Origin of the sequence: Sulfitobacter sp. HI0027 (assembly GCF_001634775.1) — a bacterium.
Taxonomy (GTDB): Bacteria; Pseudomonadota; Alphaproteobacteria; order Rhodobacterales; family Rhodobacteraceae; genus Sulfitobacter.
Map to the genome: position 1 here is coordinate 1 of NZ_LWER01000452.1, position 26,672 is coordinate 26,672.

24 protein-coding genes and 3 pseudogenes are annotated in these 26,672 nt (G+C 58.7%); 17 read left to right on the plus strand and 10 right to left on the minus strand.

Annotation, left to right across the window (positions count from 1 at the left end; all coding sequences use genetic code 11):
• From A3722_RS21785 to A3722_RS21805, 5 genes are all read right to left on the minus strand, one after another.
• Window positions 1-1,172, minus strand: a 1,172-nt coding sequence (locus tag A3722_RS21785) for a phage major capsid protein (protein ID WP_161488240.1), incomplete at its 3' end; no start/stop codon positions are given.
• Window positions 1,169-1,432: a hypothetical protein gene (locus tag A3722_RS21790; RefSeq protein ID WP_067627353.1), complete on the minus strand. Its 264-nt coding sequence runs from the start codon at window positions 1,430-1,432 to the stop codon at window positions 1,169-1,171. The genes A3722_RS21790 and A3722_RS21785, both read right to left, overlap by 4 nt.
• A 448-nt stretch (window positions 1,433-1,880) precedes the next feature.
• A complete protein-coding gene (locus tag A3722_RS21795; protein WP_067627351.1) occupies window positions 1,881-2,141 on the minus strand; it encodes a hypothetical protein in 261 nt (86 codons plus the stop codon).
• On the minus strand, window positions 2,138-3,013 hold the full coding sequence (locus A3722_RS21800) for a hypothetical protein (protein ID WP_236627499.1): 876 nt from the start codon (window positions 3,011-3,013) through the stop codon (window positions 2,138-2,140). The genes A3722_RS21795 and A3722_RS21800 overlap by 4 nt, the downstream gene beginning before the upstream one ends.
• Entirely contained in the window at window positions 3,010-3,378 is a 369-nt protein-coding gene (locus tag A3722_RS21805) for a hypothetical protein (RefSeq protein ID WP_067627349.1), read from the minus strand. Before A3722_RS21805 ends, A3722_RS21800 begins: the two co-directional genes overlap by 4 nt.
• A gap of 791 nt (window positions 3,379-4,169) precedes the next feature.
• On the opposite strand from A3722_RS21805, the pseudogene A3722_RS25015 reads away from it, so the two are divergent.
• A pseudogene (locus tag A3722_RS25015) lies at window positions 4,170-4,295 on the plus strand (AAA family ATPase); the annotation flags it as partial.
• A 191-nt stretch (window positions 4,296-4,486) separates the two neighbouring features.
• Here the strand turns inward: A3722_RS25015 and A3722_RS24160 are convergent.
• The 4 genes and pseudogenes from A3722_RS24160 to A3722_RS21815 all read right to left on the minus strand — a co-directional run.
• Window positions 4,487-4,612: pseudogene (locus tag A3722_RS24160) on the minus strand (IS256 family transposase); the annotation flags it as partial.
• 222 nt (window positions 4,613-4,834) lie between these two features.
• Complete coding sequence (locus A3722_RS21810) at window positions 4,835-5,839, minus strand: hypothetical protein (RefSeq protein WP_236627500.1); 1,005 nt, start codon at window positions 5,837-5,839, stop codon at window positions 4,835-4,837.
• A 56-nt stretch (window positions 5,840-5,895) separates the two neighbouring features.
• Window positions 5,896-6,183, minus strand: a pseudogene (locus tag A3722_RS25385) (AlbA family DNA-binding domain-containing protein); the annotation flags it as partial.
• A gap of 350 nt (window positions 6,184-6,533) precedes the next feature.
• Complete coding sequence (locus A3722_RS21815) at window positions 6,534-7,307, minus strand: amidohydrolase family protein (RefSeq protein ID WP_067627580.1); 774 nt, start codon at window positions 7,305-7,307, stop codon at window positions 6,534-6,536.
• Window positions 7,308-7,390: 83 nt separating this feature from the next.
• Between A3722_RS21815 and A3722_RS21820 the strand changes: the two genes are divergently transcribed.
• From A3722_RS21820 to A3722_RS21835, 4 genes are read left to right on the plus strand one after another with little or no spacing between them, the layout of a single operon-like run.
• Window positions 7,391-8,122, plus strand: coding sequence for a GntR family transcriptional regulator (locus A3722_RS21820; RefSeq protein WP_067627578.1), 732 nt, complete (start codon window positions 7,391-7,393; stop codon window positions 8,120-8,122).
• A gap of 28 nt (window positions 8,123-8,150) precedes the next feature.
• Complete coding sequence (locus A3722_RS21825) at window positions 8,151-9,101, plus strand: tripartite tricarboxylate transporter substrate binding protein (protein ID WP_067627576.1); 951 nt, start codon at window positions 8,151-8,153, stop codon at window positions 9,099-9,101.
• A 3-nt stretch (window positions 9,102-9,104) separates the two neighbouring features.
• Entirely contained in the window at window positions 9,105-9,554 is a 450-nt protein-coding gene (locus tag A3722_RS21830) for a tripartite tricarboxylate transporter TctB family protein (RefSeq protein ID WP_067627575.1), read from the plus strand.
• Between the two features lies 1 nt (window position 9,555).
• Window positions 9,556-11,052: a tripartite tricarboxylate transporter permease gene (locus tag A3722_RS21835; RefSeq protein ID WP_067627573.1), complete on the plus strand. Its 1,497-nt coding sequence runs from the start codon at window positions 9,556-9,558 to the stop codon at window positions 11,050-11,052.
• Window positions 11,053-11,425: 373 nt separating this feature from the next.
• Here the strand turns inward: A3722_RS21835 and A3722_RS21840 are convergent, their stop codons facing one another.
• On the minus strand, window positions 11,426-12,313 hold the full coding sequence (locus tag A3722_RS21840; RefSeq protein ID WP_161487434.1) for a LysR family transcriptional regulator: 888 nt from the start codon (window positions 12,311-12,313) through the stop codon (window positions 11,426-11,428).
• Between the two features lie 197 nt (window positions 12,314-12,510).
• On the opposite strand from A3722_RS21840, the gene A3722_RS21845 reads away from it, so the two are divergent.
• From A3722_RS21845 to A3722_RS21900, 12 genes are all read left to right on the plus strand, one after another.
• Entirely contained in the window at window positions 12,511-14,040 is a 1,530-nt protein-coding gene (locus tag A3722_RS21845) for an ABC transporter substrate-binding protein (RefSeq protein WP_067627569.1), read from the plus strand.
• Between the two features lie 133 nt (window positions 14,041-14,173).
• Window positions 14,174-15,091 carry an ABC transporter permease gene (locus A3722_RS21850; RefSeq protein WP_067627566.1) on the plus strand — a complete coding sequence of 306 codons (918 nt, stop codon included), beginning with the start codon at window positions 14,174-14,176 and terminating at the stop codon, window positions 15,089-15,091.
• Window position 15,092: 1 nt separating this feature from the next.
• Complete coding sequence (locus A3722_RS21855) at window positions 15,093-16,007, plus strand: ABC transporter permease (RefSeq protein WP_082849588.1); 915 nt, start codon at window positions 15,093-15,095, stop codon at window positions 16,005-16,007.
• The gene (locus tag A3722_RS21860) at window positions 16,007-17,725 is read left to right on the plus strand and encodes an ABC transporter ATP-binding protein (RefSeq protein WP_443068613.1); all 1,719 of its coding nucleotides are present in this window, start codon (window positions 16,007-16,009) and stop codon (window positions 17,723-17,725) included. Before A3722_RS21855 ends, A3722_RS21860 begins: the two co-directional genes overlap by 1 nt.
• Window positions 17,722-19,326, plus strand: a complete 1,605-nt coding sequence (locus tag A3722_RS21865) for a GMC family oxidoreductase (protein WP_067627564.1) — start codon at window positions 17,722-17,724, stop codon at window positions 19,324-19,326. The genes A3722_RS21860 and A3722_RS21865 overlap by 4 nt, the downstream gene beginning before the upstream one ends.
• Window positions 19,327-19,362: 36 nt before the next feature.
• Window positions 19,363-20,553: a mandelate racemase/muconate lactonizing enzyme family protein gene (locus A3722_RS21870; protein WP_067627562.1), complete on the plus strand. Its 1,191-nt coding sequence runs from the start codon at window positions 19,363-19,365 to the stop codon at window positions 20,551-20,553.
• Complete coding sequence (locus A3722_RS21875) at window positions 20,550-21,347, plus strand: SDR family NAD(P)-dependent oxidoreductase (protein ID WP_201722093.1); 798 nt, start codon at window positions 20,550-20,552, stop codon at window positions 21,345-21,347. The genes A3722_RS21870 and A3722_RS21875 overlap by 4 nt, the downstream gene beginning before the upstream one ends.
• 116 nt (window positions 21,348-21,463) lie before the next feature.
• Window positions 21,464-22,705, plus strand: coding sequence for an acyl-CoA dehydrogenase family protein (locus tag A3722_RS21880; RefSeq protein WP_443068614.1), 1,242 nt, complete (start codon window positions 21,464-21,466; stop codon window positions 22,703-22,705).
• Window position 22,706: 1 nt separating this feature from the next.
• On the plus strand, window positions 22,707-23,579 hold the full coding sequence (locus A3722_RS21885) for an NAD(P)-dependent oxidoreductase (RefSeq protein ID WP_067627555.1): 873 nt from the start codon (window positions 22,707-22,709) through the stop codon (window positions 23,577-23,579).
• Window positions 23,576-24,748, plus strand: coding sequence for a CaiB/BaiF CoA transferase family protein (locus tag A3722_RS21890; protein WP_067627554.1), 1,173 nt, complete (start codon window positions 23,576-23,578; stop codon window positions 24,746-24,748). The genes A3722_RS21885 and A3722_RS21890 overlap by 4 nt, the downstream gene beginning before the upstream one ends.
• A gap of 34 nt (window positions 24,749-24,782) precedes the next feature.
• A complete protein-coding gene (locus A3722_RS21895; RefSeq protein ID WP_067627552.1) occupies window positions 24,783-25,178 on the plus strand; it encodes a carboxymuconolactone decarboxylase family protein in 396 nt (131 codons plus the stop codon).
• Between the two features lie 17 nt (window positions 25,179-25,195).
• Complete coding sequence (locus tag A3722_RS21900; RefSeq protein WP_067627551.1) at window positions 25,196-26,656, plus strand: aldehyde dehydrogenase family protein; 1,461 nt, start codon at window positions 25,196-25,198, stop codon at window positions 26,654-26,656.
• Window positions 26,657-26,672 lie beyond the last annotated feature (16 nt).

The following is a 26,672-nucleotide window of genomic DNA, read 5'->3' on the forward strand; positions in this document are numbered from 1 at the left end:
GCAGCCAAGCTATCAGACCAGATCAGCCGCCCATCAGCGTCCTTCATCTTCCGAACAATCGCCGCGGTTGTGCGGTTCATGATCCACGCGCAATTGCCGCGCATCCGGTACGGGCTGCGAAGGGACATCATCAGATTAACAAGGTCATCCTGCTCAATGACTGTTGCGCTTCCCGCCGGAACCGTTTGCAGAGTGCCGAACGCGCGGTCAGCATCATCTTCTTCCGTCTGCGGCACAGTGAGGAAACCTGTGGGTTTATCGACGCCATCGCCGTTGAAGAACGCGGCGTTCTCTTTCAAGGCAAACTCATCAACCACGTTTTCATTGAGCCACTTCTCCAGATTGAACTGGGAATCTTCTAGCACCCATGTTGTCGCCTCACAGTATGCAAACAACTCGCCGAAGGTTGGCTTTACCTCGCCCATCTTCGGTGTGGTCGTGATGCTGCGCGGGTCAGTCTCACCAGCCCAGCCGGACGATGCGCCGCGAAGCCCGACGATCTTCACATAGTCGCTGGTGGTGGCGTTCTCGACAGATGCCAGCTTGCGAAGCGGCGAAGCATCAACCAACTGGTTCAAGATGCTATTGGAGATTTGCTTAGGAACAGATGCGCCGCCATCTTCGGCCTGCCCGCTCTGCATGCCCGCCTTTACTTCCATCACGCCAGAAGAAGCGCCGGTCGCCATGAATTTCTGAAAGTCCGCTGCCGCCTGAGGGGTCAGCTTTGCGCCGGACGTACCGCCATCAATACCATTGATCGACATGGCCGCAATCTTGCTGGCCTGCAGATCAACCACCTCTCGAAGCTCCGAAACTTCGTTGAAATGGCGCTCTTTGAAAGCCTTGAAGTCATTGCCCTGCTCTTCGAGCAAAGCCTTGATGTCTGTTCCGCCTTGGGCGCGTACGGCCTGAATACCGCGAATTGCTGTTCGGTTCATTTGAACACCTCTTGTCACCCCGAAGGGCTGATTGAATTCTGGGGATATATCGCAGCGCACGGCAATGCGGGTTCCGGTCTCTTCCGGGCAAATTGCGAAGCAGCGCACGGCATGCTTGGCGCTTTGGGCAACCAACGCAGCGCACGGCAATGCATCGGTTGCAGTGTTATAATATCTCATTTTACTGCGTCGAGCAAGAGCGCCGCGCCGTGAAGTTTGCAGCAAATTCGTCATTGATCGTCGCCCTCTCGGTGCTTTTTCCCCTCTTTGGCGGCAATCTTGTTGAGGTCGATCAGCGTCTGAGTGGCATTGGCCTGCTGCTGATACCATTCGGCTTTGCGCCGTAGCGCTTCGATCATGAACTGCTGAAGCTCAGGCGAGCTTTCAGCCATGCCAGCTAGGATTTCGATGAACTGCAGCGGAAACTCTCGGTTCTCCGCCACAATCGGCTGAATGAAGTCTCTCTGAAATTCTGTCAGGTCGTCGTCATGCATTTGGTTTTCCCTTCTGTTATACTGTAACACTCTAAATTTTGGACACACTCCCCCACCCGCTTCTGCCCCCGCTACACAAGGATTAGTTCCTTGCTCGGTTGACAGTCCTACCCGCCCGATCCGTATCCACGCGATGCCCGATATCGGGGGCCAGCCGCTGCCCGCTGGGTTTTCTCCAGCCCCGCCCTTCGCAGCTTTGCTCCGGTGCGGTCCCCGCTCTAGGCGGTGGGTTTTAAGTCGCGCTTCTGTCTGGCCTAGTAGGCACCGGTTCCAGACGGAGTGGGTTAAAAGTTCCCGGATCGTATCCCCGCCGATATCGCTCGACGGTCAAAAGCTAAGAGCGTGACCCGCGTTCTGTGATTTGCCCCGTATGGGTATGCTCACTATGAACGCGGGCCGATGCTTCACCCGTTGCGCCACCGCCGCTCAACAGCAGCGCAACGGGCGGTTAGCTTTCGATCGGGTTGAACTCTCCTTCGTCATCGCTGGCACAGGTGAACAGGTCATTCACCAGCCCGCGCATGAGGGGCAGTTGCTTGGCGGAAGGGGTCCAACCCCGGCGGCGTGACTGCTTCAAAACAGACAGCGCGAAGCCTTTGGCCCATGTTTCCTCAGACCATTGTGCAACGGTCGGCAGGTGATGCAGCAAGCGCTCGATCTCAGCGCCTGACGCGGCCTTCTGGAACGGTTGGCGGGTGTAGTAGGTCATGCCGCCCTCCCGATAAATTGCATCAGGGTGTCGCGCTCAGCCTGTTCTATGTCTTTTAGGACGCGCATTTGGTGCGGGGGGAGATGATACTCGATAGCATCACGAACCATTTCCCTGATCGTGTCGGGCGGAATAGCGTCCAACTCGGCAGCAAAGTCATAGGGCCATCGCCGGTCCGCAGCGGTGTTCCGTTTCGCCGGTCGTGTCGGCAGGCCAAGGTCGATGACCTGATCATAAGACAGGCCAAGGTGATTGAACGTGACCGGCACATCAAACTCGCAGCCGAACCGCTCCACCTTCTCTTGCAAGGAACCCGCCGCGTCACGTCCTGAGCGGTCGAAGTCATAGAGCGCATAAATAACCAGCGTCTTGCTTGAACCGCGCATTGCATTGACAGCGCCATATGCAAAGGTTTCGGACGTGTATCCGCCGGTCGGCATAAGCGGCACGTCATACTCCGCCGTGACGGGGTAAAGAACACCCGCCAGCGCCGACTTCTCCAGCCAGATTTCAACCTCCTCGCCGGAGTCAGCCCACAGGCTCTTGCGATAGAGTTGTGCCGTTTCCTGTAGCGCGGCCTCCCACCCGTCATAGGTCCGGGGCTTGCGCATGTAACGGGTCGAATCTGCGATACAGTGATATGGAAGACGCCCGGCGCGGCGCAGTTCGAGAACCTGCGCCTGCACCTTATTGTAGCCAAGTTCGCTTTTCTCGATGCCCGCAACCTCGGCAACGGTCGCCGCATAGAAAAGCTGGCGAACCGTCACTGGAGAATGTGCCTCAGCGTAGGAAATGAGAAATTCTGCCCGCCTGTCCATCTCATCTTTGGTGGCGCGGCGGCGCTTTAACGGGCCAGCCTGATAAACGTTCATTGCACGGCCTCCCCGTTCAGGGTGCCGAAGATCGCCGCCGATGCGGTGAGATACGCTTCGTCCTCGTCCAGCGCCTTCAATGCAGCGTAGGCCAGCGCCACGCGCTCAGGGACGCTGAGACGCGCCGCCCATACCGCCGACGCGTTCAGCCATGCGTCAGATGTTCCGAGGGTTAGGGCGTGTCCGGCCACCCGCATGGCCCGCATGTGATCCGGATCGCCCCAATTCAACATTGCGTCGAAGCGGTGTTTCAGGCTATCTTCAGCGTGTGAAATGTCGCGTTTCGCAAGATCATTTGCGCCGTTGCGGGGTCCAGCCGCAGCGGCGTTTTCTTTTGGCGGGTTGATCCGTTGCCGGTTGGACAACGCGGGGTTTTCCGCAATGATATCAATGGGGGGGATTGGCCGGGTTGGACAATCTACAGGGTTGATTTCACAGGGGCTGTTTGCCTCCTGCCGGGGTCGCCATGCGCCTTGCGCGATGTGCCAACGAAAGCGAATGTATGCGCAAAACCAAGCAATAGCTTGCGCATAATGGTGTTCTGAACGCAGGCGTGGCAGTATTTTGTATTTTGTTTCATGTGGTTACGGCTGAGTTTCTCGTGTCGCTAAGGTTGTCTGTCCGGGTGGCTTTCGCGCATATTTGACACGCCAGTTGATATCCTTCCAATGAATGGCACCAACTTTATCAAGGTTCCGGATCCTCTCGTTTAACTACAGGCAGCCATTCGCTGTCGAATGCTGGTCGCCAAGTTACTGGTGAGCTGGCCATGAGAGGACATCAAATGCCACGCATCAAATTTGCCGACGTGAGATTCCCGGACCCGAATACCCCGTCGGTCTTTGACATTGAACATCGGTTGAAACAGCACCTGATCAATTTCCGAGAGAACGTGAGCAAATGCAAACCAGACAGTCAAATCTCTGACCGAGATCGGCGCAATATCCTGCGGAAGATAGCCGCGTACAAGGATGCGGTTTCTCGTAGATCAGGCATGGGCCATCTTGCGGACAAAGACCGCCAGAGGCTGGAGGTGTTCCGCCACGGCGCAGAACTAATTTCTGTCGAATCCGAACACCGCGCCGATGAGATTGCTTCCGCCATCCATTGCGAGATGCCCTGGATGACAGAAGCAACGGCGAGGATCTGGCAGGACATGCGCGCCTCTGTGCGCAACGGTGATCTGGGACCACGGTTGAAACCTCTGCTCTTGGTAGGGCCACCTGGCATTGGGAAAACCTTTTGGGCACGCGTCTTGGCGCAGCATTTGATGGTGCCGACGTCAGTGATCGAAGCTACCGGCGAACCCGCGTCCTTCTCCGTCACTGGATCGCAACGTGTCTTGAGATTCCAATTGAGGAATTACGTTTCCGACAGAGAAGGCGGATTGTGTTGGAAAAAACCTCAGACAGCGGGTGGGGATCAGATTTGGGTGAACAGAATAACGAATTACTCTAATTTCGAAGGCGTCAAGGAACCGAGCATCCGCTCCATCAGCTTGATCTTGAGCTCTTTCATTAGCCCGGCATCGCCAAGCAGGTCTTCAGGCCGCTCGCAGCCCTTCAGTAGTTCGTCCAGCAGTTCCTTGGATATGGTCATCGTCCTTGCTCCTCTCAGGAAGCATGGACCAGTTCGCAGTTACACAAAAGATCGGACACTCTCCAAATCAGATCAAAAATGTCTTGCTATGCAGGAGCCATCCACACAGGTCATCCGCTGCGTGAGGCATGAGGGTCAGCTACGAAAAAATTTTTGACCTTCACTATGCGGCCGGCCAGCTTTGCGGGGCCGGCACCCGACCTATTGTAGGCAGCTCTATCCTCAATTAGCCCTAAGGCTGCGAACGACGCTCTCAGCGTTAACTACAGGTCCTTGAGTGAGTTTGTTCATCGGCTGAATGATCGAAGCGATTGCCGAGCTCCGAGTTTCGGCAGCTAAATCTGAAGCTTTTAGGACAAAGTCGATTTGCTTTGTGTTCTGGCGAGCCCGGTAGTCCATGCTGTAGTAGACCCCAATGTTGGTGGATCTGAGGTTTCGCCCACTTAATCCACTAAACAAAACACGGATGCGGACGTCACCGGTGAAATCAAAGTAGTCAGCAATGTGCTTCACCGTTGCGAGGAAACTATTAGCGTAGGAAATCTGTTGAGCTATCCATATATGCTGGCCTCGTTCCCAGGTAAGTGAGGACCTGTGCTCAACGGCATCCTTTATCCGGGCGGTGTCCTCCCAATACGAGATAGCCTCCGTTCCGCTTAACCACTCACTAAGCCGCCAAACGGCACGATGATCGAAGTCTGTGGTATTTACATGGACCTCGAGCCCGTGATGGCCCGCTACCTCGATTACAAAGGGACGATAGGGGGTATTGTAGTTGCTTTCGAAAAAGACATGGCCGCCGCGTGCATCATGCGGACGTTGGCGCAAACACTCAGTAATCTGATCGGTTGTTACTGGCTCAGCATCAACCAGGTGAAAGCCATAACCCACAAAGAAATTCGATAGATCAACTTCATATGGGTGTTCCTGAGCCTCCTCCTTCCATTTTCCAACGGTATGTTCGAAGTCAGCTTCGAAAACGCTTTCTTCCACCGTCTCAGGCGTAGGTCGGGGCTGTTCGATCATGGTTGACAAAGCGCCAAGCAATGAAGCTTTGTCACTTAGAACACAGCGCCTTATCACGTCCTGCCATTCATCTGGAGATTCAATAGGCGCTGAAACAGGGCCCGCCTGCGGGTGTAGTGTATACCCTTTGTAACGCCTCGCGTGCGCCCGCGTTCGTCGTCTGGTCCATTCTTTTTTGCGCAAACTGGTGATGTGCCACATGGGGGCACCCAGATGACTGGCACAGCAAAAGCTACTCCCTCCGGTTGCTGTTTACTGACGGTGCAGTGCGGTGCCGGTTGCAAATAAGCAGCCGCGATTTGATTAACTTGGTCTTGATCGACGGTTATAATCTCTGTTGGGATTGCATCCGGGTAAGATCCATCGTCTTCGCGACCCAATAGGATCCACTCTCCACCATGATTGGCCAAAGCGCAGATTTCCTTGGCAAGCTTCGCTTTGCCTATATTCTCGCGCAGGGGTAGTGAGCGCTTAAACTCAACGTCTAAATCCTCAGTTGAAAACTGTAGGGCATTACCAAGATCAGGGGGCAGTTCGTGGGGCATAATCGATTCTATCAAGTTTCAGAGAAGGACAACCGCAGAGCAGGTCGGTGGTGCTTCTGAACTTCCCATTCCCTTGCTCAGAACATTTACTAAGCTTTGCAGTTTGGCATGCCCGCATTTTGCGTTTCGCTGAGCTTCATTCATAGTGGAGCGCTTGTTGGTTCGGGTTTTTCACTGCCGTTCGCCACGAGTCGCGTGAATGTCCGGTCAGGGACGATGGCGAATACATGCATCGCGGTGGGGTGCCCCAAAATGGCTTACGCCGGCCGCTGTGATCTCCGGGCTGCATTTCAACTGGGCGCATATAGATTCCGGGGCAGCAGATGGGTTGGGCCGATCCCGCTTGGAATTCAGCGTATGCCGTACAGCCTTTTCGCTGCGGTTCTGTTCGATAAGTTGCGCCACTCTTTGTTGCGGGACCAGACGTCAGCATAGCCAGTGTGGTTCTCGTGCTGAGTGTGCGGCCAATCGCTGCCCCAGACAACGTGACTGTCGGGCAGTACACCCAGTAGTTCGCTGGCATGGAACGTGATGTCGAACGGGATGCGGTAGTGCGCGGCGAACTTGAAATACAGCGCGCTTCGGTCATACATCGCGGCAACCGCTCGGATCATCGGATCGTTGTGCGGGTCCGGTTCAGACGGTAGACCGAAATGGTCGATTACCAGGTTCACCCCCTGGTCTGCGAGCGCAGGAAGGACCGGTGCGAGGCGCGGGCCTTCAAGATGAAGCTCAAGGTGCAGGTTCCGGTCTCTCAGTTTTGCCAAAAATCGCTGTGTTGGGGTCGCGTTCAGGCGGGGGATTGCCGCGCCGCGGACGAGATTCCAGCGAACCCCGCGCATTCCAGCGTGCGCGAGGCGGTCCAGTTCCTCGTCGGCTACGTCTAACGGGACAACACCGACTCCTGCGAACCGCGAGCGGTCCAATTTTGAAAGTGCAGCGCACATCTCCGAATTGTCGGTGCCAAGGAAGCTGACCTGCACGATGACGCCGCCTCGTAGCTTATGTGTTTCCTGATGGCCCAGCCACTCCGCCAATGGCGCCGGTCGGGCAGGGACGTACCGCGCCCCGTCGACGGCAGTGGTCGTTTCATACACATGCGCATGGCAGTCGAACTGGATCATAATGTGCTCCTTAGCCAATTCATATATATGACCAGTTGACCGAATGGGTCAATATTCGTTAAGCCATTCTGGGGAGGACGACAATGAGCACCAGATTCGCTATGACAGATGCACGGTTGCCGGCTTATGCGCGGTTGCGCGACACCTTAACAGCGCGCATCGCTGCGGGCGACTGGACGCCCGACCAGCCGATCCCTTCGGAGGCGCGTCTGGCGCGAGAATTCGACGTCTCTGTAGGCACGGTGCGCAAAGCGGTAGACGGACTGGTGGGCGAGGGCCTTTTGGAACGGCGCCAAGGGTCGGGTACCTACATGCGTGCGCCGTCCTTTAACGCCACCCTGTTCCGCTTCTTCCCAATGCGTGAGGGCAACGGTGAGCCGATGACGATCCCGCAGAGCAAAATGATCAAGCGCAGCTTGGCAAAAGCGTCCGCAGAGGCTGCCGGGGCGCTTGGCACAAAGGATGTGATAAAGATTGAGCGTCTGCGCAGCTTGGCCGATCAACCGGTACTGTTCGAAGAGATCTACATTCCCAAAGCGCGGTTTTCTGGCTTCGAAGCCCTACCGGACGCCGCTTTCGGACCGCTGCTTTATCCTACCTATTTCGAGCATTTCGGCGTGCTGGTGAAACGCGCGACAGACGAAGTGTCGTTCGGGCGTGCCTCGGACGCAGTGGCGCAACAACTGCGCATCCGTACGAATGATCCTCTGGCGGTAATCTGTCGCACAGCCTTCGACATCGAGGGCAAGCCCGTCGAATGGCGCATCGCCAGCGGAAATGCCGAGGGCTTCCGCTATCGCAGCGAAATCAATTGACGACTTCAATTTCAAAGGGAGAGAGACCATGATGATTAAGACAACTTTGCTCGGACTGTCCGCCGCCGCGGCGCTGGCCGCCCCGGCACTGGCAGAATACCCAGAACGTACCATTGAACTGACCATACCAGCCGGCGCCGGCGGAGGAACCGACACCAGCGCCCGTAAATTGGCGATCCTTTTGGAAGAAAAGCTCGGTACCTCCATTGCGATCCTGAATGTGGGTGGCGGCGGCGGCTCTGTCGGGGCTTCGCAATTTATGCAGGCCAACGCGGACGGCTATTCACTGTTCGCCACATGGAACAGCCCCCTGACCACCGTGCCGCAGGTGCAGAACGTGGCCTATTCGCTCGACAGCTTCACCCCCATCGCCTCGACCTCGCAAACCGCCTATACGCTTTGCGTGAAGTCAGATTTCCCGGCCACCACGGGCGAAGAGTTCCTGGCCGAACTGGAAGCCAACCCGGGCAAGTACACCTATGGCAATGACGGCATCGGCGGCACCATGCAGCTCGCTGCCGAGCGGGTCTTCCAGGCCAAGGGGATCGAGGCTATCGCCATTCCCTTCGGTGGCGCGGGCGAGACGCTTCAAAATTTCCTTGGCGGTCACGTGGATATCTACGGCGGTTCAATCTCGACCGTTTTGCCTTACGTCGAAAACGGCGAAGCCAAGTGCCCGTTGGTAACTTCAGCCTCTGGCGTTCCGGCCCTACCGGGCGCTTCCGGGCTTGAGGTATTGGGGCTTGGCGACAAGGAAACGCTTCTATGGCGTGCCATTCTTGGGCCGAAGGGTCTTGATCAGGCCATCGTTGACAAGCTGGCCGACATGATCGACGAGGCGGTCAATGATCCTACTTATGTCGAGTTTCTGGCCACCAAGGGCGAAGTGCCCAATGTGGTTAAGGGCGAAGATCTGGGCAAACGGCTGCAAGGAGAATACGACGCACTGGCCGAAGTCTCCAAGAACCTCGGGCTCTGAGCGATGGAGAAGCGTCAGGATATCGTCCTCGGGCTGCTTTTTGCCGGCTTCGGCATTGCCGCGGCCTGGAAGGCGACCGATTACAACGGGGCCAGCGGGAATTACCCGATGTCACTCGGTCTGATCTTGGCGCTTCTCGGCGGAGCCGTGACGGTAAAGGCTATCCGCTCAGGCCGTAACGAGGCGCGGGCGCTGATTAGCGCGCCCACGCAGATGTTCATCGCGGCGGTACTCTCGACGATCTACGTGGCGCTGGTTGTGCCATTGGGCTTTTACACCGCGTCCTTTCTTTTGATGCTGGCTCTGCCGGTGGCGCTTGGTTTTCGCCAGGGTATCTATGCGTTGATCGTGGCGCTGGTGTTCATGATCCTGATTTACCTCGTCTTCTCATTGCTGTTGGAAAAGCCGCTACCGCGTGAAGCCCTCCTATCCATCTTCGCACCCGGAGCCTGATATGGAATTTTACACCAATGCATTGGCCCAAGTTCTGACCTTCGGGCCGCTGACAGCAATGATCGGTGCCACGCTGCTGGGCGTATTTATCGGCGCTCTGCCGGGGCTTAACCCGGTGATGGCTATCGCGCTCCTGTTGCCCCTGACCTATTCGATGGATCCGTTAGTGGCACTGGCCATGGTGGCAGGCATCTACAACGGCTCGATGTACGGCGGCGCAATCCCGGCGATACTGCTGCGCATTCCCGGCACTCCGGCCTCAATCGCCACCACCTTTGACGGCTTCCCGATGGCCGACAAAGGCGAGGCCGCGAAAGCGCTGAAGATTGCTTGTTGGTCCTCCGCTGTTGGGGGCATCGCCAGCGCAATCGCTTTGATGACTGTCGGACCACTGTTGGCAAGAGTAACCTTATATTTCGGCCCCGCCGAATATTTCTGGATCGCGATCTTCGGCATGGCATCGGTCGGCGTCATGGTCGGTTCAGACCCGGTCAAGGGGATCATGGCTGCCGTGCTCGGTCTGCTGATCGGCACGATGGGGATCGATAACCTTTCAGGCCAAGCTCGGTTTACCTTCGGCCAAACCTGGCTTTTGGGTGGGCTCGACCTGATCGTGGTGCTGGTGGGGCTTTATGCTCTGCCGCCGGTCTTGCAATTGGCTGAAAAGGCCGACCTCAAGGGGCTATCTGCCGCGCAACTTAAGCTGACCGATGTGCCTTTCAAACCCGGCGAACGCCGTGCATTGATCCCGACTTGGCTGCGCTCCTCGGGCATCGGCATAGGTGTCGGCATCCTGCCAGGCGCGGGCGGCAACATCGCGGCCTTTCTCAGTTACAACGCCGCCAAGAACGCCTCGGACGATCCATCGAGTTTCGGCAAAGGTAACCCGCAGGGCGTAGCCGCGGCGGAATGTGGTAACAACGCCGACAACGCCGCGTCGATGATCCCGGCGCTGGCGCTCGGCATCCCCGGCAACGTTGTCGCGGCGCTGGTGCTGAGCGCGTTGACCATCCATGGGCTGCAACCCGGCCCGCAACTGTTCCATCAGAACCCGGTGCTGGTCGGCGGTTTCATGATGGAGATGCTCCTAACTTCGGTCTTGATCTTCGCTCTCGGAGGGGCCGTCGCCACTCGCGTCTTTGCCCAGTTCCAGCGCCTGCCTGGGGTGCTTCTGGTGCCGTCAATCCTCATCCTGATGTGCGTGGGGGTCTATGTTATCAACGGCCGCCCTGTCGACCTCTGGGTGATGCTCGCCGCAGGCCTCGTGGGGTATTTCCTGGAAAAGGTGAACGTTCCGCTGGCACCGATTATCCTTGGTATGATCTTGGGCCCGATGGCTGAACAAAGCGTCCGGCGCGCCCTGCTGATCAGCCGTGGCGACGCCACCGACCTGCTGACTCGTCCGATCTCTGCGGCGCTCGCCATCACCACTCTCCTCGTGATCGTCTGGCCCATTGCCAAGGCCATGCGGCGCCGGCGTGACGCGCGAGAGGCTTGAGTCGCGGGATTTTTGCTCTGATAAATCGAACGCACTGATCTTCGGCCGCGTGATACCAGAGGGAGCCACGCGGGTTCATAACCCTGCAAATGACTGCAGCTATCCACCTCAGCGCCAAATGTCTTTTTAGGGTGGCTTGTTCTGCCCATTGTCGCTGACAAGTGCTGCGGCTGCGCTGTGCGACAAAAAAGGACTCGGTAGCTGACATTCGCCGCGCAAGTCACGAACGGCAGGTGTGGGCCGGGAAACGGACCATAGGCGCTAACGGTGCTGCGGCAGCGGATTATTTCCTATTGCGGGTAATCTGGCGTGCAGGATCTGGAGGTGGCGCGAAAGGCGGGCTTAGACCTATAAAGGCGGTAATCGCGCCCGCTTAGCGGGCACGTTCCATCAGTATCTCCACGAACGCCTGCGCGGGCGGCGCCAGCACCTGCGACTCAGGGAGCACCAGCTTCAATTCACAGGGTATACTGGGGCTGAAGGGACGTATTTCGATCTCAAGGTTCGAATAGGCGTCTGCTGTCAGAATATCCATGATCGACACGCCCATCCCGTTCGCGACCAAGCTGCAGATTGGGCCTGTGTAGGTGGAGTCCAGAATGACGTTTGGCGTGACATTAGCCTCGTTGAACGCTTTCAACAGCCGCTTTCGCATCAGGCTACTCTCTGAAATCAGCAGCAGGGGGGTCTCTTGCAGGTCTTGCGGCGCGACGGAATTCAATTTGGACAGGGCGTGGTCCTTTGGCATCACGCAGACAAGGTTGGTTTCGGGCATCGTCTTGATGGCCACACCGTGGACATTGAGCGGCAAAAGCGCCAACCCTATGTCGCATCTGCCCTTTTCTACATGTTCGACGACCTCAGGCGATGGCCCGCTAACCAGACTGATCACCACATCCGGCCAACGCGCGTGAAAAGCCTTGATGACCTCGGGAAGAAAAAAATATGAATGCCCGACGGTAGAGGCCAGGCGCAGTCTCTTTTTGCGGTGAGCGCCGAGTTCAGTGGCGAACTTGACCATCTGTTCCAGTTCTCCGTAACAGCGTTCGACTTCTGCATGGAAAGCAATGGCATCCTTGGTTGGGTCGATGCGGCCGGCATGACGGGCAAACAGCTGTAGACCATACTCTTCTTCAAGGTCGCGGATCAGGCGGCTGATGGCGGGCTGGGTGACGCCAAGCACTTCGCCCGCTTGCGTCATATTTCCAGTTTCAATTACTGCGCGAAACGCTTCGATCTGCCGAATGTTGAAACGTAGCATGAAATCCGACCCCATCAGGTTTCGTTATGATGTGATGCTAATTTAGAATTTGCTTTATGCCTAGCCCTAAGCAAAGTTTCTACAAGATCGACCAGTCAGATAAATGTCAGGCGGTCGCACCGGCACAAATAGGGAGCTGCAGGGAGGCAGCTTTCGGTAGGAATGAGTGCCAATATATCTCTGGGAGGAGACCGCTGATGAGACCGATGTACCTTGCGCTTTCTGCGAGCCTTTTGGCCAGCACTGCCATGCCGGCGATGGCCGGTAAGGCGGACGACACATTGAATTGGGCCACCGACAAGGAAGTCGCCGTTGTCGACCCCTATTTCAGCGTGACCCGTGAACTCGTCATCATGGGGCATATGGGGTGGGACGGCCTTGTCCTTTTCAACAATGAAACCGGTGAGTTTGACCCGCTGTTGGCCACCTCGTGGGAGTGGAAAAGCAACACTGAGGTCGAGTTCGATCTGCGTGAGGGCGTCGTCTTCCACGATGGCAGTACCTTTGATGCGGATGACGTTGTCTATACGATCAATTTTTTGGCGGACGAAGCCAATGGCGTTCCAGCACAGTCTGTTGTCAACTGGATGAAGGGCGCGACCAAGATCGATCAGTACAAAGTTCGTCTGGAATTGGTTCAGCCTTTCCCGAACGCCTTCGCCTATCTGGCCAATGAAATCTCGATCATGCCAGAGGGCTACTACGAAAATTCAACAATCAATGCAGATGGCACTCGGGACCTGTCGAAGGTGACGCCAATCGGGACGGGCCCCTACACGGTCAGTGATGTGAGAACGGGTAAATACGTCAACTGGGCGAAGAACGACCAGTATTTTGCCGACGGGCCGAAAGGCACTCCTCAAATTGGCAACATCAACTTCCGGACAATTGGCGAGTCGAACACCCAATTGGCCGAATTGATGACAGGCGGGCTCGATTGGGCATGGGACGTGCCGAAAGAGCAGGCTCTGCGCCTTGAGGAAAGCGGACAGGTGCAGGTGGTCAACGAAAAGACGCTGCGGATTTCTTATCTGGCCTTTGATGTCGATGGCAGTTCTGGTCAGGATTACTTTACAGATCAAAAGGTCCGCGCCGCTTTTGCCCATGCCATCAACCGCGACGCCATTGCAAAAGAACTGGTCGGCCCGGCCTCTGTCGCCATCCATTCCGCCTGCCACCCTGAGCAGTTTGCCTGTTCTCAGGATGTGCCGCACTATGACTATAACCCGGAAAAGGCCAAAGAGCTGTTGGCTGAGGCGGGATACCCGGACGGTTTCAAGTTCGACCTTTATGGCTATCGAGAGCGTGAGTTCACCGAAGCGGTGATCGGCGATCTGGCGGCGGTTGGCATTCAGGCCAATCTGAACTGGCTGCAGTACAGCTCGCTGCTTGAAAAAGTTCAGAACGGCGAGACCCCGGTGAACCACATGACCTGGGGTTCAAGTTCGATCCCTGATGTCGCGGCGATCACCAGCCATTTCTTCTCGGGCAGCAGCGATGATCCGGCCAAGGATCCGCGGACTGCCGAAGCGCTGGCGCGCGGTGATACCTCGGTCGATCCCGAAGTGCGCAAAGAGGCCTATCAAGAGGCGCTGAATATCATCGCCGAAGAAGTCTATTGGCTGCCGATGTTCACCTACGCCAAATACTACGTGTTCTCCAATGATCTCGACTTCACGCCCACCGCGGATGAGATCCCCCGTCTCTATGAGGCAAGCTGGAAGTAACACGCCGCTTGAGGGCGGAGCCGTATGGGCTTCCACCCTTTAAGGCACCCCCAAACCCGCGGGTACCCAAAACCTGGGTACCCGCAGACGGGGCAAACCCAATATCCACACCATTAACAATCGAGGTTGACCGGTGCTTGCATTCCTTCTCAGGCGAATATCGACGGCTCTACTCGTCGCTTTGACCGTGTCGTCGCTCACCTTTTCGCTCAATTTCCTTTCGGGGGATCCGGCCATTGCCCTTGCAGGCGAAAGCGCCACCCAAGAGGACCTACAGACCATTCGCGAGGCCTATGGCTACGACAAACCCATCCCCGTCCAGTACTTCAACTGGCTGACCGGGGCGCTGCAGGGGGACTTGGGCCAGTCGCACTACCTCAACCAGCCGGTTGCAGATGAGATCTTCCAACGCCTGCCCACCACCATGACACTTGGACTGAGCGCACTTGTCTTTGCGCTGGTCCTCTCGATCCCCTTGGGGGTGTTGGCGGCGATCCGACCCAACAGCTTGTTAGACCGTTTTGCGCTGACCGTGGCCGTGGTGGGACAGGCGATGCCCAGCTTCTGGTTTGCGCTGACGATGATGCTGTGGTTCGCCATCAACTGGCGCATCCTGCCGGTTTCTGGCAGCGATACCTGGCTGCATTTCGTCATGCCCTCCATTGCCCTTGGCTATTACATCACACCGGGCGTCATGCGCCTGACCCGCGCCGGGATGCTGGAGGTGCTGCGCTCAGACTATATTCGCACGGCCCGCGCCAAGGGGGTCAGTCGCTTCTCGCTAATGTTCAAACATGCGCTGCGCAACGCGATCATTCCGGTGGTATCACTGGCGGCCGTGCAGTTCGGCTTCATGCTGGGCGGGTCCATCGTGATCGAGACGATCTTTGCGATCAACGGCCTTGGCTTCCTGGCTTGGGAATCGATCCAGCGGGCGGACCTGCCGATGATGCAGGCCATCGTGCTGGTTCTCAGCTTTTTTTACATCGCACTCACCTTCCTCGCCGACGTTCTGAACGCTTGGCTGGACCCGCGGATTAGGATCGGATGATATGAGCACGCTGCAAAACAACGCCCCCACGATGCCCAGCGAGGCGCTCGTTCGCTCCCCCCGGCAGATGATGTTCCAACACGCCAAGACCCATCGCGGATTGATGCTCGGCGGCTTTGTCATCGCTGTGATCGTTCTGGTGGCCCTTCTGGCGCCGCTGATCGCACCGCATGATCCCTATGCGCAGATGCTGTCGCGCAAGCTGATCCCGCCGGTCTGGTTTGACAGCCCGAAAACAACTTGGGACCATATCCTTGGCACTGACCATCTGGGCCGCGACTACCTTTCCCGCCTGATGTACGGCGCGCGGATCTCGCTGATGATCGGTTTCTCCGCCATGCTGATTTCGGGTGTGATCGGCACCATCCTGGGCGTCTGTGCCGGTTATTTCGGCGGCCGGGTGGATATGGTGATCAACTTTATCATCACCACGCGCCTCTCGATGCCAGTGGTGCTGGTGGCGCTGGCTGTCATCAGCATTGTCGGGTCTTCGCTGACGGTGGTGATCTGGGTGATCGGCCTTCTGATCTGGGACCGTTTCGCGGTGGTGGTGCGCAGTGCGACCCAGCAGGTGCGGGGGCTGGATTTTGTGGCCTCGGCGCAGGCTTTGGGAAGTTCCACACCACGTATCCTTTTCAGTGATGTCCTGCCCAATATTTCGAACCATATCATCGTGATCGCCACCCTTGAGATGGCCCACGCCATCCTGCTCGAAGCGGCGCTGTCCTTCCTCGGGTTGGGGGTGCAGCCGCCCACACCAAGTTGGGGGCTGATGATCTCGGACGCCAAGGGGCTGATGTTCTTTGACGGTTGGCTGATCGCCGTGCCGGGGACCGCGCTGTTTATGTTGGTGCTGGCCATCAATCTGCTCGGCGACGGGCTGCGCGACGTGACTGCCCCGGAGGACCGCAGCTGATGGGCAATCTGATGAAACACTCTGGCAAGATCGGTGAGCAAATGACCAATTCGACCAAGCCAATTCTTTCGATCCGCAACCTCACGGTGGCCTTGCCGGTTCAATTGGAACGCACCAACGCGGTCGACAACCTGACCTTTGACGTCCGGCCCAAGGAAATCCTCTGCGTCGTGGGCGAATCCGGCTCCGGCAAGTCGATCACGTCGCTGGCGACGATGGGGCTCTTGGCTTCCAGCCTGAAGGTGACCGGGGGTGAGATCGACTTTGACGGGCGCGATGTCCTGAAACTCAGCGAAAGCGAGCATAACAAGCTTCGCGGTGACCGTATGGCGATGATTTTTCAGGAGCCGATGACTGCCCTCAACCCGGCCTATACCGTCGGCAACCAGATCGAAGAGGTCTTGCGCGTCCACCGGTCCTTTGATGCGGCAGAGCGGCGTGAGCGTACATTAAAGCTGCTTGATGAGGTGCGGCTTCCGGATCCCGAGCGGCTGTTCAACTCGTACCCGCATCAACTCTCAGGCGGTCAGCGGCAGCGGATCATGATCGCCATGGCGCTGGCGCTGGACCCCAAACTTCTGATCGCGGACGAGCCGACCACCGCGCTGGATGTCACGACCCAAAAGCAAATCTTGCATCTGCTGAAACAGCTCAACGCCAAACACGACGCCGGCATCATGTTCATCACCCATGACTTTGGTGTGGTGGCCGAGATCGCCGACCGTGTGGTTGTCATGCGCCACGGCCAGATCGTAGAGCAGGGCACCGCCGACGAGGTGCTCAACAATCCGCAGCATCCCTACACTCGTGCGCTGATCGACGCGGTGCCGCGCCGTGCCGAAGACCGCGAGATGACAATCTCGGAAAACCCGGTTGTTGTTGACGTGCAGGGGCTGATGAAGACCTTTCACACCTCAGGCGGCATGTTCAAGAAAAGCCGGACCGTCGCCGCGGTGAACGATATTTCCTTTCAGGTGCGCCGGGGCGAGACACTGGGCATTGTGGGCGAATCCGGTTCGGGCAAGACCACGCTGGTGCGCTGTCTGATGCGTCTCATTGACCCCGACAGCGGGGCAATCAACATCTCGGGTGTGGACTTTGCCAGCAAGACCGCTGCCGAGCTGCGCCGCCACCGCAAGGACATTCAAATCGTCTTTCAGGACCCCTACGGCTCGCTTAATCCGCGCCGCACCATCGGCAGCCAGTTGATCCAAGGCGCGATCAATTTCGGAATGCCGCGCGAAGAAGCGTGGAAGCGGGTCTATGAACTGCTCGAAATCGTGCAGATGCCAAAATATTCCGTTCACCGCTATCCCAGTCAGTTCTCAGGCGGCCAGCGCCAGCGCCTGTGCATCGCACGCGCACTTGTGGTTAATCCAAAGGTGCTGATTGCGGATGAAGCGGTGTCGGCGCTGGATGTGTCGATCCAGCGCGAGGTGCTCAAGCTGATCAACGATATCCGCGACCGGCTTGGCCTTACCGTCATCTTCATCACCCATGATCTGCGGGTCGCGGCGCAGATCTGCAACGAAGTGCTGGTGATGAAGCATGGCGAAGTGGTGGAACGGGGCGGCGTTGGCCGCATCTTCACCAACCCGCAGCATGAATACACCAAGGCATTGATCTCTGCACAACCGGGGCAGGGCTGGGAGATCCCGGACATGGCCGAATTCGCACCACAGACCCTGTCGGGTGGACATAAGGTGGCCGAGATATGAGCGACGCGGCCTATGACTTCATCATCGTCGGTGCGGGCTCGACCGGCTGCGTGCTGGCCAATCGCTTGTCGGCCAAGCCAGGCTTGCGCGTGCTGTTGCTTGAGGCCGGACCGCGCGATTTGAACCCCTGGATTCACATTCCGATTGGCTACTACCGCACGATGGATGACACGCGCATCAACTGGCAGTACCAGACCGAAGATGTGCCGCAATCTGCCGGTCGGCGCTTTGACTGGCCGCGCGGCAAGGTGCTGGGCGGCTGCAGTTCGATCAACGGGCTGGTCTATGCCCGGGGGCAGGCGGCGGATTTTGATCATTGGCGGCAGCTTGGCAATCCCGGTTGGAGCTACGCGGATGTGTTGCCCTACTTCCGCCGGGCCGAGGGTGCGTCGATCAATGACATCGACGAGGAATTCCATGGTCGCGACGGGCCGCTTGGTGTCAGCCGGGCAAGTGCGAACCCGCTGTGCGACGCCTATATTGCCGCGGCGGATGAGGCGGGCATTCCACCAAACCCCGATTACAATGGTCGTGAGCAGGAAGGTGCCGGGTACTTTCAGGTCACCACCCGCAACGGCTGGCGCAGCAGTGCGGCGACGGCCTATCTGAAACCCGCACGCAAGCGGCCCAATCTGCATGTGCAGACCGACACCCTTGTGCGCCGTCTGATCCTCGAAGGCACCCGCGTGGTCGGGGTCGAGGTCGAACAAGGCGGCAAGGTCGAAACCCTGCGCGCCGGGCGCGAAGTGCTGCTGGCGGCGGGGGCGATCAACTCGCCGCAGATCCTGCAGGTTTCGGGCATCGGTGACGCCGAGATGCTGCGCAGTGCTGGCGTAGATATTGTGCATGATCTGCCAGAGGTCGGTGAGAACCTTCAAGACCACTACACCTGCCGCAGCACCTACCGCTGCGCGCAGCCTGTCACAGTCAATGACGAGGTCCGCAGCTGGCCGCGCAAGGTTGGGGTGGCCCTCCAATGGCTAAAGGACCGCAGCGGCCCGATGTCGCTCAGCGCAGGGCAGGTCGGCGTCTTTGCCAAGACCCGCCCGGAATGCGCCACCCCGGATGTGCAGTTCCACTTCCTGCGCTACACTGCGCAGAAACGCGGCCGCACACTGGACCCGTTTTCAGGCTTCACCGTGACCATGTGCCAGCTGCGCCCGGAAAGCCGTGGTCATGTGCGGATCACAAGCCCGGATCACCGGGCGAAACCAACGATCCAGCCGAATTACCTCGATACAACCACGGACCGCGACACCATGGTCGCCGGCATGAAACTGGTCCGCAAAGTCGCGGCGCAACCGGCGCTGGCCGATTACATCAGCGAGGAAATGTTGCCCGGTCGTGATGTGACCAGCGATGACGCCCTGCTGGACTACGTTCGCGCCAATGGCTCGTCGATCTTTCACCCCAGTTCCACCTGCCGCATGGGGGTGGACGCGGGCGCCGTGGTCGATCCGCGGCTTCGGGTACATGGGCTGACCGGCCTGCGGGTGGCGGACGCCTCAATCATGCCGACACTGGTTTCGGCCAACACCAATGCTGCCTGCATCATGATTGGCGAAAAAGCCGCGGACATGATCCTCGAGGACATCGCCTGACATGACCCACATCGAACCCAAGAAGCGAGCAAGAAGATGAAGATCAAGGATATCAAGACCTTCGTGGTCGGCAATAAATCCATTCACCGGGGCGGTCCGTATTGGGTTTTCGTTAAGGTCACCACGGATTGCGGCACAGTGGGCTACGGGGAAATCTACGGCGTGGCGTTCCACCCCAAGGCGCTGACCGCGATGATCGACGACATGTTCGAGCGCCATTTCGCGGGCACGGACCCTTTCAAGATCGAACGGCACTTCCGACTGGTCTATTCGGCCGGCTTTTCCCAGCGTCCTGATCCGACGGTCATGGGCATCTTCAGCGGCATCGAGATGGCCCTGTGGGACATCATCGGCAAGGCGCTCGACAAGCCGATCTATGAATTGCTCGGCGGGCAAGTGCATGAACGCCTGCGCAGCTACACCTATCTTAATGCCGCCCCCGATGCCGCGTCGAACCAGAAGGTCTATGACGATCCGGACGCTGCGGCAGAGCGGGCACTGGAATATGTCGCCCAAGGATTCACGGCACTGAAATTCGATCCGGCGCGGCCATATACCGCCTTTGATCCCCGCCAACTTTCGATGGAGACACTCGATTTTGCCGACCGCTACACTGCCCGTGTCCGTGAGGCGGTGGGCGCAAGCTGCGATATCCTGATTGGCACACATGGGGAGATGTCCCCATCGGGCGCGCTACGGCTGGCGCGTAAGCTGGAGCCGCATGATCCCCTCTGGTTCGAGGAGCCCACACCGCCTGACAATATCTCTGGCATGGCCCTTGTCGCCGCCGGGACCCGCATCCCCGTGGCAACAGGCGAGCGGTTGACCACCAAATACGAATTCGCCGATCTGCTGCGCCAGAATGCTGCCTCGATCTTGCAGATGAACCTCGGCCGGGTCGGGGGCATTCTGGAGGCCAAGAAGATCGCTTCAATGGGCGAGGCCTTTCACGCCCAGATCGCCCCGCATCTGTTCTGCGGCCCGCTGGTCGGTGCGGCGAATATTCAGGTTTCTGCCTGTAGTCCGAACTTTCTCATCATGGAGGGGATCGAGCAATGGGGCGGATTTCAGGCCGAGATCCTAAAGACCCCGATCCGCTGGGAAGACGGTTATGTCATCCCACCGACCGCGCCGGGATTGGGTGTCGAACTCGATGAGGCCGTGGCCGAAGCCAACCCCTACACCGGCGAACGTCTGCAACTGCGGATGAAGGACACGCCAGCATGACCCAACCGACTGGAGACAACCCTATGAAGAACCCATTCTCGCTTGAAGGCAAAGTCGCCATCGTGACCGGCGGCAGCAAAGGGATTGGCCTGTCCATCGCGCACCACCTCGCTGCGATGGGCGCCAAAGTCGCCATCGCCAGCCGCAAGATCGAGGCCTGCGAAGCCGCGGCACAGGAAATCCGCGATGCCGGGGGGGAGGCCATGGCCGTGGCCTGCAACATCTCGCGGCGCGACGAATGTGAAGCCTTGGTGGCCAAGACCCATGAAGCTTGGGGCCGTCTGGACATTTTCGTCGCCAACGCGGCGGTCAACCCGGTCTACGGACCGCTCGCCGATCTGACCGACGAGGCGTTCAACAAAGTAATGACCTCCAACGTCCACAGTGCGATCTGGTTCGCCAACGCCGCCATGCCGCATATGGCCGAAGCGGGTGGCGGGGCGTTCATCATCGTTTCCTCCATCGGCGGGCTGCGTGGCTCGGCCACCCTGGGGGCTTACGGCATTTCGAAAACGGCGGATGTCGGTGTCACGCGATCCCTCGCGGTGGAATGGGGGCCGAAGAATATCACCGTCAACTGCATCATGCCGGGGCTCATCAAGACCGATTTCGCCCGCGCCCTTTGGGAGAACGACAGTCTGCGCGACGACCGTATTGCGCGGACCCCGGTCCGGCGGCTTGGCGCGCCGGAAGATATCGGCGGGGTGGCGACTTTCTTGGCCGGACCATCGGCCCGCTTCATCACCGGCGAGGTCATCGTCGTGGACGGGGGGACAACCATCGTCGGGCCATAAGGCCGCGTTTCTGAGCAAAAACTGAACCCAAGCTGCAGGAGGTAGCGCAACGGCCGACTTTAGGCCGCGGCCTCTTGCACCTTGAAAACGGCCGCGGGCCGGAAAATAAAGGAGTAATATCAATGGATTTCGATCATAGCCCCAAGGTGAAAGACCTCTGCGACAGGCTCAACGCCTTCATGGAAGAGCACATCTACCCCAATCAGGAGCTTCACAATCAGCAGCTCCAGGAAATGGGCCACGGCATCGAGCACTGGGAAAACTGGGGCGGCGTACCGATCATCGAAGAGCTCAAACCCAAGGCCCGCGAGGCCGGGTTGTGGAACCTCTTTCTGCCCGAGAGCCGACGGGGTGGCGGACTGACCAACCTCGAATATGCACCGCTTTGCGAGATCATGGGGCGCGCACCTTGGTCGGCGGAAGTGTTCAACTGTTCCGCACCCGATACCGGGAATATGGAAACGCTGGAACGTTTTGGCACCGAGGCGCAGAAGAAAGAGTGGATGGAGCCGCTTTTGGCGGGCGAAATCCGCTCCTGCTTTTCCATGACAGAACCCGATGTCGCGTCCTCGGATGCGCGTAACATCAGCCTGACCATCACCCGCGATGGCGATGAATACGTCATCAACGGGCGCAAATGGTGGACCTCAGGTTCGGGCGACTCGCGCTGCAAACTGTTCATCGTGATGGGTAAAACTGACCCAGAGGCCGAACCTTATCGCCAACAGAGCATGATCCTCGTGCCGCGTGACACACCGGGCCTGACGATCAAGCGGATGATCCCAGTCTTTGGCTTTTCTGACGCGCCGCATGGGCATGGTGAGATCATTTACGACAATGTTCGCGTGCCTGCGGAAAACATCCTGCTGGGCGAAGGGCGCGGCTTTGAGATCGCTCAAGGGCGGCTTGGACCCGGACGCATCCATCACTGCATGCGCATGATCGGGCAGGCCGAAGTGGCCCTTGAGAAGATGTGCAAACGTGCGCTTGAGCGGCGGCCCTTCGGCAAGCTTTTGTCGGATCAAGGCGTCACGCGCGAGCGGATCGCGGAATCCCGCATTATGATCGATCAGGCGCGTTTGCTGACGCTCAAGGCCGCGGACCGGATGGACAAGGTCGGTAACAAAGAGGCCCGCAAGGACATCGGTATGATCAAAGTGGTCGCCCCGCGCATGGCCGCACAGGTCATCGACTGGGCCATCCAAGTCCACGGTGCCGCCGGTATCTCCAGCGATTTTGGTCTCTCCTACGCCTATGCACGGGCCCGCGCGATCCGCTTGGCGGACGGGCCGGATGAGGTTCACCAGAACCAGATCGCCCGGTTGGAACTGAAGCCTTACACCAATGAAAGGGTTTGAAATGAGCGCTCCTAAAACCATCGGTTTCATCGGGTTGGGCCAAATGGGCGAACCCATGTGCGCCTTCATCTGCAAGGGCGACACCCCCGTATTGTGCTATGACCGGGTGCCGGACCGCACCCCCGAGGGCGGTACCGCCACAAACGGCCTTGCCGAAGTGGTTGCGGGTGCCGACACGGTCTTCCTGTCATTGCCCGACGGCAAGATCGTGAACGCTGTCGTCGACGATATCGCTGCCCTGCCGAATGTCGCGGGCAAGGTCATCATCGACATGTCCACCATCGGCCCCGCCGCCGCAAAACAGGCCGCCGCCACCATCGAAGGCGCGGGCATGACTTATGTCGATGCGCCGGTCAGCGGCGGGCGGCAAGGCGCGCTCAAGGCTGCGATTACCATCATCTGGTCCGGTCCTAAGACCGAAATGGAGCGGCATCAGGCGATCCTCGATCTATTCAGCAAGAATACGTTCCATGTCGGTGAAACGCCCGGACAGGGGCAGGCGGTGAAGCTTTTGAACAACTTCCTGTCGGCCACGGCCATGGCGGCCTCCTCCGAGGCGGTATTGTTTGGCTTGGCGCATGGGGTCGAGATGAAAACCATCCTCGACGTGGTGAAGGTCTCGACCGGTAATAATACGGCCATTGAGGACAAGTTCCCCAATCGCGTCCTGCCCGGCACCTATGACGCAGGCTTCTTTGCGGAACTGCTGAACAAAGATGTGCGCCTCTACAACGAGTTTGTGAAAGAGGCGGGCACCTCCAACCTGATGGGCGAACGCGTGGCCGAGGTCTGGAACCTTGTCGAAGACAGCCTGCCGCCGCAATCGGACTTCACCCGCGTGTTTGAGGTTTTGGAAAAGAGGAACCGGTCATGAGCTTTGAGCGACCATATGAAGGGCTGAAGGTCGTTGACCTCTCCCAAGGACTGGCAGGGCCCTATTGCGGCATGCTGATGGCCCAACAGGGTGCCGACGTGATCAAGATCGAACCGCAGGGGGGCGATTGGGCCCGCCTGATCGGGGGCGTTTTTGGCGATCACACGGCCTATTCCATCGTTGCCAACACCGGCAAGCGGGCCCTGGCGATGAACCTCAAGAGCGAACCCAGCGGCGAGATCGTCGACAAGCTGATTGCGCAGGCGGATGTCTTTATCGAAGGCTACCGTCCGGGCGTTGCCGAACGGCTGGGCTATGGCTACGAACGGCTGCGCGCGCTCAATCCAGGGCTGATCTACGTCTCCGTTTCCGGCTTTGGCCAATGTGGCCCCATGCGCGACCGCCCCGCGATGGACCCGATGTTGCAGGCGTTCAGCGGTTTTGTTGCTGAAAACACAGGCACCGACGGCACGCCTCACCACACACCAGTCAGCTATTTCGACATGTCCACCGGGCTTTATGCGCAACAGGCACTGGCGGCGGCACTTTATGCTCGACGCGATGGGGCAGAGGGCCGCAAGATCGAAGTGAGCCTGCTCGAAGCGGCCGCCAGCATTCAGGCCGTGCGTCTGCTGAGCGGCTATCGCACCGGGCCGCGCCGCGCCTCCACCGCGCCCTCGGGGACCTTTCAGACCAGCGATGGGCATATCCAGATCAACATCGTGCGCGATCGCGAGTTCAAGGTGTTCTGCGACCTGCTGAAGCTCGACGATCTTTGGGCCAACGAGAAGTATCACACCATCGCCGGACGCTTGGAGGATATCGATTTCCTCTACGACTATGTGCGCCGCTTCACCGCAAGCTGGAAAACGGCGGAACTGTCGGACCTGCTAAGCAAGGCAGGATTGCAAAACGAGGTCGTGCAGACCTACCGCGAGCTTGTACACCATCCGCAGGCCGAGGCTGTTGGCGTTTTCTCATGGCTGCAGCAAGCCGGTGCCAATGATCCTTGGCCGGTGCCGAATATCCCCGGCCTGCCGGCCTTCGTTCCGGGCGATGAACGCGCCCAATCCCCCACCGTCGGCCAGCACACGCGCCAGATCCTTACGGAGCTGGGCTACGGCAACGACCAGATTGACACCCTCTACGCCGATGGCGTGGTCGCCTGATCCCCCGCAGGCGTAAAGCAAAAGGAAGAGACAGATGGACGAGAAACTTTTCGAACTGGGCCTTCAGCAACGCAAGAAGGTCGTCGGCGCAGAATACGTCGAGAAGAACCTCGCGGCAGCCGATGACTTTTCGCTGCCGTTTCAGGAAGCGATGACCGCCTGGTGCTGGGGCTTTGGTTGGGGCGATGACACGATCGACCTCAAAACCCGCTCGATGCTCAACCTCGTCATGCTGGCCGCTTTGGGCAAGATGCATGAATGGGAGATCCATTGTAACGGCGCGATCAACAACGGCGTCACCAAAGAAGAGATCCGTTCGATCCTCCACATCATCGGCATCTACTGCGGCGTGCCCCAGTCGCTGGAATGTTTCCGCCATGCCCGCAAGGTACTGGAAGAACGCGGTCTTCTGGAGGTTGCAGCCAAGTGAACGGAGATCAGGACGGCATGATCACAGCCGACAAACATTACATCGACGGCGCATGGGTCGCAGGGCAGGGCGGCAAGCCCTTCCCAATCATGAACCCCGCGACGGAGGCGCAGATCGGCACCGTCACTCTGGGCAGTGCCGCAGATGTTGACCTTGCCGTCGCCGCCGCCAAACGCGCCTTTGCCAGCTTTTCGCTGAGCTCCAAGGCCGAACGTCTGGGATATCTGCGCGCGCTGCAAAAAGCGCTGGAGGACCGTACAGACGATATGGGCCGGGCGATCAGTCAGGAGATGGGCGCACCCATCACACTGGCGCGCAACGCACAGGCCGGATGCGGACCGCGTCACGCCGCCGCCTATATCGCAGCGCTTGAGGCGCATGAGGAAGAATACACGCTGCCAAATGGCGATATCATCCGCAAAGAACCGATCGGTGTCTGCGGTCTGATTACGCCATGGAACTGGCCGATCAACCAGATCGCACAAAAGGTCATGCCCGCGCTTGCCGTCGGGGCGACCTGCGTACTCAAACCGTCCGAACATACGCCGCTGTCGGCCGCAATCTTTGCCGAATGTGTGCATGAAGCGGGCTATCCTGCCGGGGTGTTCAACCTCGTTTTCGGGGACGGCGCCGATGTGGGCAGCGCGATGTCGCGCCACCCGAATGTGGCGATGATGTCATTTACCGGCTCGACCCGCGCCGGAGCCATGGTCTCGCGCGACAGTTCCGACAGCGTGAAACGCGTGGCACTGGAATTGGGGGGCAAATCCGCCAATCTGATCTTTGCCGATGCCGATTTGGACACGGTTGTTCCGGCGTCGGTCACGCGCTGCTTTCTCAACACAGGTCAGGGCTGCAACGCGCCGACGCGCATGTTGGTGGAACGCAGTTGCTATGACAAGGTCGTCGATCTAGCGCGCCAGACCGCCGAGGCGCAGGTGGTGGATGATCCGGCCAAGGAAGGCAGCCATATCGGCCCGCTCTTTGATGAGATGCAGTTCAATCGGGTGCAGACGATGATCCAGCTTGGCATCGACGAAGGCGCACGGCTTTTGGCTGGTGGTTTGGGGCGGCCCGAAGGGCTGGCCAAAGGCTGGTTCGCCAGGCCGACCATTTTTGCCGATGTGAACAACGACATGCGCATCGCCCGTGAGGAGATTTTTGGCCCCGTGCTTTCGATCATCCCCTTTGAAACCGAAGAAGACGCCATCCGCATCGCCAATGACAGCGACTACGGCCTTGCAGCCTATGTCCAAACCGGCAGCGCCACACGGGCGCAGCGCGTGGCCAACCAGTTGCGCGCGGGGGTCGTGGCGATCAACGGACAGGGCGCGGCCTATGGCTCGCCTTTCGGGGGCTTCAAACTTTCCGGAAACGGACGCGAAGGCGGGGCCTTTGGGCTGGAAGAATACCTAGAAGTCAAAGTGATGCCTTCGATCGACGCAATGGCCGAAGCAGGCCGTTTCACGCTGGCCTAAGCGAACCCAAGGAGCA